We start from the raw sequence: 9,020 nt of genomic DNA, 5'->3' as shown, positions 1-9,020 counted from the left end.
CATCTACTCAACAAGTTATTAATGTTAGTAGTGGAAGTGGTTGGGGAGTTTTTGAATTTAGAAACAGTCTTTTCTGGCAAAACAAATATAATGGAGGTCAATTAAGTACAGTAGATATTGAAAACAGTAAAACTGCTGAAGGAGATATCCAAACCGTTAGGGTATATAATACTATTGCTATGGTCGGTAGCGGTATAACTTCTGGAACTTTTGATAATTCAAATATTATACTTTTAGATCCAGCAACAGATAATTTAAATTTAGATGCCGAATACAAACCAACATCAGGTTCAAATTATATTGTTGATCAAGGTGATAACACTTACTACGATGAAGCTTTATTCGGTGATTTAGATTTAGCAGGTAATACAAGATTTTTTAATACTACAATAGATTTAGGAGCTTATGAATACGATTCGACATTAGGAGTTGAAAAAGTTTCTTTAAATACAAATTCAGTAACATTATATCCTAATCCTGTAAGTGATAGATTATTTATAAAATCAACTGAAACAATAAAAGCAGTTACTATTTACAATGTGAATGGTCAATTGATTAAAGAAGTAAATACATTAGGTAAAAGTATTGATGTAGCTAGTTTACCTTCAGGTTTATACTTTGTGAAAATTAATACTGCAAACGGAGAAACAACTAAAAAAATCATTAAAAACTAAAAACAAATGAAAATACTAAAATTCTTATACTTAATCGTTATTGTAACGTTTGTTGTATCGTGTTCATCTGATGATGATACCGTAATCCCATTCGTAACTGCGCCTCAAAATAATGTTACTGTAGGTGAATCGGTTTTTGAGATGAAATCAGCAATTATAAGTTCATCAATAGGCGATAATACATACATACAGCTAACCAATAAAACAGAAACAGAGTTGTTGGCTAATATGAATGATGGTACAAATTTATATAATGTTGATTTTATGGTTATCAGGCTTAATCAAGATCCAATAGGAGAGACTACATATACATTTTCTGATATGTTAGATTATGATTTTATGATTGATGGTGATGTCATTAATGGCGAATATGAAGATGGAATTACACTTCTTGCTGAAAATCATTCTGATACTAATATAGAAGCTGTTTCTGGTAGTGTAACAATTACCTATTATGCTGTTGATAGAATTGATCTAACTTTTGAATTTGAAAGAAATGATGGTACCATCATAACCGGATCATACTCTGGGTCTTTTATTGATGAAGTAGATTCAGATAACTAAAGGGTTGTTAATTTAAACTAGTTTTATTGGGAGAATAGAGGCAACACTTAAAACGCTCACATATTTGTGAGCGTTTTTTTATTTATTTAAAGTAAAAAGCATAAGCACTTCATCATCATTTGGTATAGTAACCTTTTCAATAAATGTTAGTCCCAGCTTTTCTATTAGTTTTATAGAAGATGCATTTGATGGTAATGTAATGGCGCTAATTTTGTTTAGTGAAAAATCTTGAAATGCTGCCTGTTTTACTCTTGAAGCAGCTTCAAACGCATAACCATAACCTTCAAATTCAGGTAAAAAAGCAAAACCAATATCTACACCATCAATGCCTTCTCTGTTATACAGTCCGCAAGATCCAATTTTAGTATTCGTTTCTTTTATGATAACGGTATAGTTTGAATACCCATATTTTTCAAGTTGCGGAAGCATCTTTTGGGTTATATATTTTTCAGCGTCTTCAATACTATGAATTTGCCTGTCACCAATATTAGCTTTCCATTTAGGGGTGTTTAGTAATTCAAATACAAAGCTGGCATCTTTTGTGGTTGTAGGTATAAGCAATAAACGTTCTGTTTCAAATGTTTTATAATCCATAGTATTGTATAAAAAAACCGCAACGGTAAGTTGCGGTTTACTTGATTTAGTATTGTTTTTTTAGCTATTTAGCATCACCGGCATAACAAGCATAGTAACTTGTTCACCTTCATCTAAACCATCTACAGGCGTAAGAATACCTGCGCGGTTTGGTAAACTCATTTCAAGCTGTACTTCATCACTTGTAAGGTTGTTTAACATTTCAGTTAAAAAACGTGAGTTAAAACCAATTTGCATATCATCACCTTGGTAATCGCATGTTAAGCGTTCTTCTGCTTTGTTGCTGTAATCAATATCTTCAGCAGAAATATTAAGTTCTGCACCAGCTATTTTTAAGCGTATTTGATGTGTTGTTTTATTAGAGAAAATACTAACACGTTTTACAGAGTTTAAGAACTGTGTTCTATCTATTGTTAATTTGTTAGGATTTTCTTTTGGGATTACCGCTTCATAATTCGGGTATTTACCATCTATTAGTCTACAGATAAGTTCTGTGTTTTCAAAAGTAAATTTAGCATTAGAGTCGTTATACTCAATCGTAACATCATCATCACTAGCAGCCAATATCCCTTTTAAAAGGTTTAATGGCTTTTTAGGCATGATAAACTCTGTCACCTGATTTGCAGAAACGTCTTCTCTTGAATATTTTACTAATTTATGAGCATCAGTAGCAACAAAGGTTAAGCCCTCTGTAGAAAACTGAAAGAATACACCACTCATTACTGGGCGTAAATCATCATTTCCAGCAGCAAAAATAGTTTTGCTTATAGCGGTGGCTAAAATATCTCCTGTAAGTGTTGTAGAATTAGCGTTTTCTAATGTTACGGCTTTAGGAAACTCATTTCCATCAGCGTAGGCTAATGCATATTTACCGTGATTAGAGCTTATTTCAACAGTGTTGTTGTCTTCTACAACAAATGTAAGTGGTTGCTCCGGAAATGTTTTTAAAGTGTCTAAAAGTAATCGTGCAGGTACTGCAATACTTCCTTCGTTATCACTTTCTACTTCTAGCTTGGCAGACATCGTTGTCTCTAAATCACTAGCAGAAATAATAAGTTCGGTGTTGTTTAATTCAAAAAGAAAATTATCTAAAATAGGTAAGGTGTTTGAATTGTTTATAACACCACCCAAAACTTGTAATTGCTTAAGTAGATATGTACTTGATACTATAAATTTCATTTATGTGGTCTGTATAATTAATTACTACAAATATATCCCATACTTCCTAATATATGAAACAAACTTATTAACATTTAAAGGGCGTATTTTTTCTTTCTTATGTAATTAAAGATGAAACCAAACAATGCTAGTAAAGCTAAAGGAATCAGGATGTTAATAAGCTGCCATTTGGTTTTTTCTTCGGTAACTTTTTTGTAATCTAAAAAGGCAACAGCCACTTCTTTTGATCGAATGTTTATAAGTCCGTTATCGTCTAAAAGGTAATTCACTGCATTTAGTAAAAATTCCTTGTTTCCATATAGTTGGCCAGAATTTCTATCAAAACCTAACTCTAAAGGTCCGTTTTTACCTACATCATTTTTTACAACATCACCATCTGCTACAACAAGCATTTTTGTTGGAACACTGGTGTTTTTTTCGTTAGATAAATCAAAAGGCTTAATACGGTTGTTATAAGCTGATGTAAATTCGCCTTCAAGCAACACAGCTAGGGTTTGATTAGGTTTGGTGTATAGCTTTGGGTCAGGTTCTTGGGTTGTAAGATCTAAACTAATTTCACGCGGCGTACCATCTATTTTTGATAATACCGAACTTTGTAGTAGAATGGTCTTTTTAACGTTGTTTTTTAGGGTGTCTATTTGGTTGGCAAAATCAAATTCTATTAAATTCAAATTATTAACAATAGGGTGGTTGTTTGCAGGGTTTACTAGTGGTGCATAAAACCAAGGCATTTGTCTGAATTGTGACTGACTGCCTTCGCCCATTGCTAGTGTGATTGGTGCCGAATACAAGTCGTTAACTAACACCGAATTAATACGAATACCGTATTTAAAAAAGAAATCGGTTAGGTTTAAATCTCTTGCTATTGCGATGTTTTTACCACTAGCATTATATAGGCTGTCTTTTTCTATAGCTACTTTATCTATCAACCAAAGGCTTTTTCCTCCTTGCATAGTAAATTGGTCTAAAACCAATTTTTCCTCTTCAGTAAAGGCTTGAGTAGGCTTGGCTGATATTACTAAATCAAAACCGTTTAAATCATTAAGTGTTTTTTGCGGATTTGCAGCAACACTATCTAGTGTGAAAGGCGCAATGTAGTAGTAGTCTTTAATGGTTTTAACAAAATCAAAAATATGAATATCATCTAATTGATTATTACCTTTTAAAATAGCTATTTTTTTACTTTTTTGATTTACTAGTTTGCTAAAACCATCAGCAAAAGTATACTCTAAATGCTGAACAGAATTTGATACCAGGGTTTGCATATCGGCACCTATTTTATTCTGCATTAAAGGAATTTTTGTAGTCACACCATTATAGCTTGCAAGTGCCCAAGGAAACACAACTTCTTGACTTGATTTACCACTTTCTTGAACGGTAACTTGCATAGGTGTTAAGCCGCGTTGGTTAAGCTGTTGAATGTTTTGGTTTCGGGTTGCATCATCAGCAATTGGGTTAATAAAATTAAATTTAATCTGTCCATTTTTTGATGTAAACTCTTCTAGAATTTGGCGTGTTTCAGTTTGTAAGCGTCTAAATTCAGAAGGAAAATCATCGCCTTCTAAAAATACATCTATGATGATAGGTGAGTTAACCTGATTTACAATTTGCAAGGTTGCATCACTCAAAGTATAGCGTTGGTCTTTAGTAAGATCAAAACGCTGATAAATAGATTGTGTAAATATGTTTAGAACTAGTAGTCCTAGCGGTAATACCAAAAGGTGTAAGAACTCTTTTTTTGTAATAGGTTTGGTACTTATTTTTCTTACTGTTAATAGTACAAAAACGACTGTAATACTTATAAAATAAAGTAAGTCTCTAGTGTCTATTACACCGCGACTCATGCTTTTGTAATGATAACTCATACCTAGTTTATCAAACGTGTTACTAGCGGTAACACCGGCAATGCCTTCAAAACCTATATAAAACAAAAAGCATAAAAAAACAGCAATAATAAAAGCCACTATTTGATTATCTGATAAGGTAGAAGAAAACATACCTATAGCAGTATATGATGCAACTAGAAACAACAACCCAAAGTAAGAACCTAAAGTGCTTCCTATGTCAAGATTACCTACAGGATTACCTAGTTGTTGTACAGTATAAACATATAAAAGTGTTGGTAGCAATGCTATAACAATCAATACTAGCGCACCAAAGTATTTGCCTAAAACAATGTTTAAATGACTTATAGGTTTTGTAAGGAGTAGCTCAAGGGTTCCTTGTTTTTTCTCATCACTAAAACTGCGCATGGTTACTGCCGGAATTAAAAAAATAAGAATCCAAGGTGCTAGTAGGAAAAACGATGAAAGATCAGCAAAACCATTATCAAGGATATTAAACTCACCTTTAAAAAACCATAAAAATAAGCCGTTTAATAGTAAAAATATGCTGATTACTAAATAGGCTATAGGTGATGCAAAAAATGAATTAATCTCTTTTCTTAATATAGAAAACATGTATGTTGTTTAAGTTTTATTATTGGCTTTTATGTCAATGATTCTAATTTATCTACACTCCAAGCTTGTGGTTTATCATTAAAAAGAGGTTTGGTTTGTGCCCAAATGCCTTTAAAAAGATCAGAATGCCTGTAAGCATCTAGAGCTTCTTCAGTATCCCAATAGCTGTAAGTAAAAAATATATTAGTTGTGTTCTTGTCTCTGTATAACTCTAAAAAACGACAACCTTCAAAATTTCGTATGTCATTTTTCTTTATTTCAAAATTTTTTAAAAACGTATCAATGTTTGATGGTTCAAAACTCATTTTTACAATACGTACAAACATGTTTTATTGTTTTATAAAATTAATTGTTACAGTATCCATTAAATTTAGTCCCATAAGGGTTGAAGCACTTCCTACGGTAGCACTATTACTTTTATATACCGCAATTTCTAAATAGCCCGATGCATTAAATACAACCAGTCCTTTGCCTTCGTCATTGCGTTTCTCTTTAGGTATTTCAAAGTTTACAACATCACTATATTTTGAATAGATTTGTTTAAACTTATGACTTCTAGCAGAGATCTCAAAGTCTCGTCCTTTTCCAATCGACTCAAAAAAGGATTTCTTTATATTAGTAATAACATTGCCATAGTTGTCTATGTAAATTACGCGACCTATTATTTGTGTTTGCTCATCATTTATATAAGGAACCAAATTTGTTATAGGTTTTATATTACTTATAGATTTACCTACAACCTCTAGCGTACCACCACGTGCAATATGGCAAGCAACTTTTACAAAAACATCAAGTACCGGAAAGCTTGTCTGAATTTTATCATGGATATTTATTTCAACAATTTTTTCAGGAACTATGTCATTTGTAATCATACTCATTATGCCATTATTGGCACAAATAAAATAATGATCATCTAGCAAAATTGCAATATGCTTATTCTCTTGGTTTAATTCAGAGTCTATACCTATTAAGTGTATGGTGCCTTTAGGAAAGCTACTGTAAGCATTCAGAATAATATAAGCAGCTTCAGAAATATTAAAAGGTGATACAGAATGTGAGATATCAACAATTTTCACATCCGGCAATTCGCTGTAAATAGCACCCTTTATCGCACCAGCAAAGTGATCTTTCTCTCCAAAATCAGTTGTTAATGTGATGATTGCCATAAATAAATTGTTGATATTTTTTTAACCTTATACACATTAAAATTGTGTAGCTTTGTTTAAGGACAAATCTAATAAACTTAACTGATAAATTTAATTAAATCGCATAGCTTTTGAACGAAATCATTATTGAACTTGAAGAGATCTCTCCAAAGGAGTTTTTTGGAGCACAAAACGCAAATATTGAACTTCTTAAAAAATACTTTCCTAAACTTAAAATCGTTGCCAGAGGTAATAAAATAAAAGCCTACGGAGATGAAGACTTACTAGAAGAGTTTGATAGGCGCTTTAATATGCTTATGGAGCATTTTGCAAAGTACAATAAGCTAGACGAAAATGTTATAGAGCGTGTTTTAACCAGTCAAAGCAAAGCAGACTATACTACTAGTGATGCTAGCGGCGAAGTTATTGTACACGGTGTAAGTGGCAGACTTATAAAAGCACAAACTGCAAACCAGAGAAAACTGGTAGAAAGTATGCGAAAAAATGATATGGTATTTGCCATAGGCCCTGCTGGTACCGGAAAAACCTATACAGGTGTTGCTCTAGCTGTTCAGGCATTAAAAAATAAAGAAGTTAAGCGTATTATTTTAACACGTCCTGCCGTTGAAGCTGGCGAAAATTTAGGGTTTCTTCCTGGAGACTTAAAAGAAAAACTAGATCCGTACATGCAGCCGCTTTATGATGCATTACGTGATATGATTGCTCCTGAAAAACTTGCTCATTACATAGAAAACGGAACCATTCAAATAGCGCCTTTAGCTTTTATGAGAGGTCGTACATTAGACAACGCGTTTGTAATACTAGACGAAGGTCAAAATACCACACACGCACAAATGAAAATGTTCTTAACCAGAATGGGTAAAAATGCCAAGTTTCTTTTAACAGGAGATCCAGGGCAGATTGATTTACCACGACGTACCATTTCAGGATTAAAAGAAGCATTACTTATTTTAAAAAATGTTGAAGGTGTTGGTATCATTTTCCTTGATGATAAAGATGTAATTCGTCACAGACTCGTTAAAAAAGTAATAGAAGCTTATAAAAGCATAGAAAATAGAGAATAAAAAATTAAAATAAATAAGTCCATAATTCGTGTCACAAACTAATACCATAACAGATACTAACTTTAATTTTCCTAATCAAAAAAATGTTTACAAAGGAAAAGTAAGAGAAGTTTATAACATAAACAATGAGCAATTAGTGATGATTGCAACAGATAGATTAAGTGCCTTTGATGTAGTTATGCCAAAAGGTATTCCTTACAAAGGGCAAATACTTAATCAAATAGCAACAAAAATGATGAAAGCTACTGAAGACTTGGTGCCTAACTGGTTATCAGCAACACCAGATCCCAATGTAGCTGTTGGGCATTTATGCGAACCTTTTAAGGTTGAAATGGTAATTCGTGGTTATATGTCTGGTCATGCTGCTAGAGAGTATAAAGCTGGAAAGCGCATGCTTTGTGGTGTACCAATGCCAGAAGGCATGAAAGAGAATGATGCGTTTCCTGAACCTATTATTACACCAGCAACAAAAGCTGAAATGGGCGATCATGATGAAGACATCTCTCGCGAAGACATTTTAAAACGCGGTATTGTATCAGAAGCAGATTATGCTGTACTAGAAGATTATACTAAAAAACTTTTTAAAAGAGGTACTGAAATAGCAGCATCACGCGGCTTAATATTAGTAGATACTAAATACGAATTTGGTAAAACAAAAGAAGGTAAAATTGTATTGATAGACGAGATACATACACCAGATTCATCACGTTATTTTTATGCCGATGGTTATCAAGAACGTCAAGATAGAGGTGAAGCTCAAAAGCAATTATCTAAAGAGTTTGTACGTCAGTGGTTAATAGCTAATAATTTTCAAGGGTTAGAAGGACAAACAGTGCCAGAAATGAGTGACGATTACATCACTTCTGTTAGCGAGCGCTATATAGAACTTTATGAAAACATTACAGGAGAAACCTTTGTAAAAGCTGATGTGTCTGATATACAATCACGTATTGAGAAAAACGTGTTAGCACACTTAAGCTAATATTGCGTATACTATATAAATTAAAAAAGCCTTACTGTGAAGTAAGGCTTTTTTTATGAGTTCTTGTTATTGATGTTTTTACCATTTTTACTGATAAAAAATATTAGGAATGGTTAATCAAAACTTTGTGGTGGTTAATCAGAACTTTGCGGTGGTTAATCAGAACTTTGTGGTGGTCAATCAGAACTTTGTGGTGGTCAATCAGAACTTTGTGGTGGTCAATCAGAACTTTGTGGTGGTCAATCAGAACTTTGCGGTGGTTAATCAGAACTTTGTGGTGGTCAATCAGAACTTTGTGGTGGTCAATCAGAACTTTGCGGTGGTCAATCAGAACTTTG

General features: G+C 32.9%; 10 protein-coding genes. 5 read left to right on the top strand and 5 right to left on the bottom strand.

The window, feature by feature from the left end:
* Together ACN5J3_RS14060 and ACN5J3_RS14055 are read left to right on the top strand one after the other, a co-directional pair.
* On the top strand, positions 1-674 hold a 674-nt coding region (locus ACN5J3_RS14060; protein WP_418512141.1), incomplete at its 5' end, for a T9SS type A sorting domain-containing protein.
* A 6-nt stretch (positions 675-680) separates the two neighbouring features.
* Positions 681-1,238 carry a hypothetical protein gene (locus ACN5J3_RS14055; RefSeq protein ID WP_418512140.1) on the top strand — a complete coding sequence of 186 codons (558 nt, stop codon included), beginning with the start codon at positions 681-683 and terminating at the stop codon, positions 1,236-1,238.
* 78 nt (positions 1,239-1,316) lie between these two features.
* Here the strand turns inward: ACN5J3_RS14055 and ACN5J3_RS14050 are convergent, their stop codons facing one another.
* The 5 genes from ACN5J3_RS14050 to ACN5J3_RS14030 all read right to left on the bottom strand — a co-directional run bounded on the left by ACN5J3_RS14050 (position 1,317) and on the right by ACN5J3_RS14030 (position 6,636).
* Entirely contained in the window at positions 1,317-1,832 is a 516-nt protein-coding gene (locus tag ACN5J3_RS14050; RefSeq protein ID WP_418512139.1) for a GNAT family N-acetyltransferase, read from the bottom strand.
* A gap of 60 nt (positions 1,833-1,892) precedes the next feature.
* A complete protein-coding gene (gene dnaN, locus ACN5J3_RS14045; RefSeq protein WP_344731089.1) occupies positions 1,893-3,011 on the bottom strand; it encodes a DNA polymerase III subunit beta in 1,119 nt (372 codons plus the stop codon).
* Between the two features lie 74 nt (positions 3,012-3,085).
* Positions 3,086-5,470, bottom strand: coding sequence for a gliding motility-associated ABC transporter substrate-binding protein GldG (gldG, locus tag ACN5J3_RS14040; protein WP_418512138.1), 2,385 nt, complete (start codon positions 5,468-5,470; stop codon positions 3,086-3,088).
* Positions 5,471-5,499: 29 nt separating this feature from the next.
* Complete coding sequence (locus ACN5J3_RS14035; protein WP_344731087.1) at positions 5,500-5,796, bottom strand: antibiotic biosynthesis monooxygenase family protein; 297 nt, start codon at positions 5,794-5,796, stop codon at positions 5,500-5,502.
* 3 nt (positions 5,797-5,799) lie between these two features.
* Positions 5,800-6,636: an SAM hydrolase/SAM-dependent halogenase family protein gene (locus ACN5J3_RS14030; protein WP_418512137.1), complete on the bottom strand. Its 837-nt coding sequence runs from the start codon at positions 6,634-6,636 to the stop codon at positions 5,800-5,802.
* 110 nt (positions 6,637-6,746) lie between these two features.
* Between ACN5J3_RS14030 and ACN5J3_RS14025 the strand changes: the two genes are divergently transcribed.
* The 3 genes from ACN5J3_RS14025 to ACN5J3_RS14015 form a co-directional block, all read left to right on the top strand.
* On the top strand, positions 6,747-7,700 hold the full coding sequence (locus ACN5J3_RS14025) for a PhoH family protein (RefSeq protein WP_344731085.1): 954 nt from the start codon (positions 6,747-6,749) through the stop codon (positions 7,698-7,700).
* Positions 7,701-7,728: 28 nt separating this feature from the next.
* Positions 7,729-8,682: a phosphoribosylaminoimidazolesuccinocarboxamide synthase gene (locus ACN5J3_RS14020; RefSeq protein ID WP_417291674.1), complete on the top strand. Its 954-nt coding sequence runs from the start codon at positions 7,729-7,731 to the stop codon at positions 8,680-8,682.
* Between the two features lie 109 nt (positions 8,683-8,791).
* Positions 8,792-9,020: hypothetical protein (locus tag ACN5J3_RS14015; RefSeq protein ID WP_418512136.1), on the top strand; the 229-nt coding region annotated here is incomplete at its 3' end.

The organism is Corallibacter sp. (assembly GCF_048381695.1).
Lineage (GTDB): Bacteria > Bacteroidota > Bacteroidia > Flavobacteriales > Flavobacteriaceae > Corallibacter > Corallibacter vietnamensis.
This window is presented reverse-complemented; position numbering and strand designations above follow the sequence as displayed.

Coding starts and splice junctions, on each gene's coding strand:
- ACN5J3_RS14055 (WP_418512140.1), top strand. CDS start 681: ATGAAAATACTAAAATTCTTATACTTAATCGTTATTGTAACGTTTGTT.
- ACN5J3_RS14050 (WP_418512139.1), bottom strand. CDS start 1,832: ATGGATTATAAAACATTTGAAACAGAACGTTTATTGCTTATACCTACA.
- dnaN (WP_344731089.1), bottom strand. CDS start 3,011: ATGAAATTTATAGTATCAAGTACATATCTACTTAAGCAATTACAAGTT.
- gldG (WP_418512138.1), bottom strand. CDS start 5,470: ATGTTTTCTATATTAAGAAAAGAGATTAATTCATTTTTTGCATCACCT.
- ACN5J3_RS14035 (WP_344731087.1), bottom strand. CDS start 5,796: ATGTTTGTACGTATTGTAAAAATGAGTTTTGAACCATCAAACATTGAT.
- ACN5J3_RS14030 (WP_418512137.1), bottom strand. CDS start 6,636: ATGGCAATCATCACATTAACAACTGATTTTGGAGAGAAAGATCACTTT.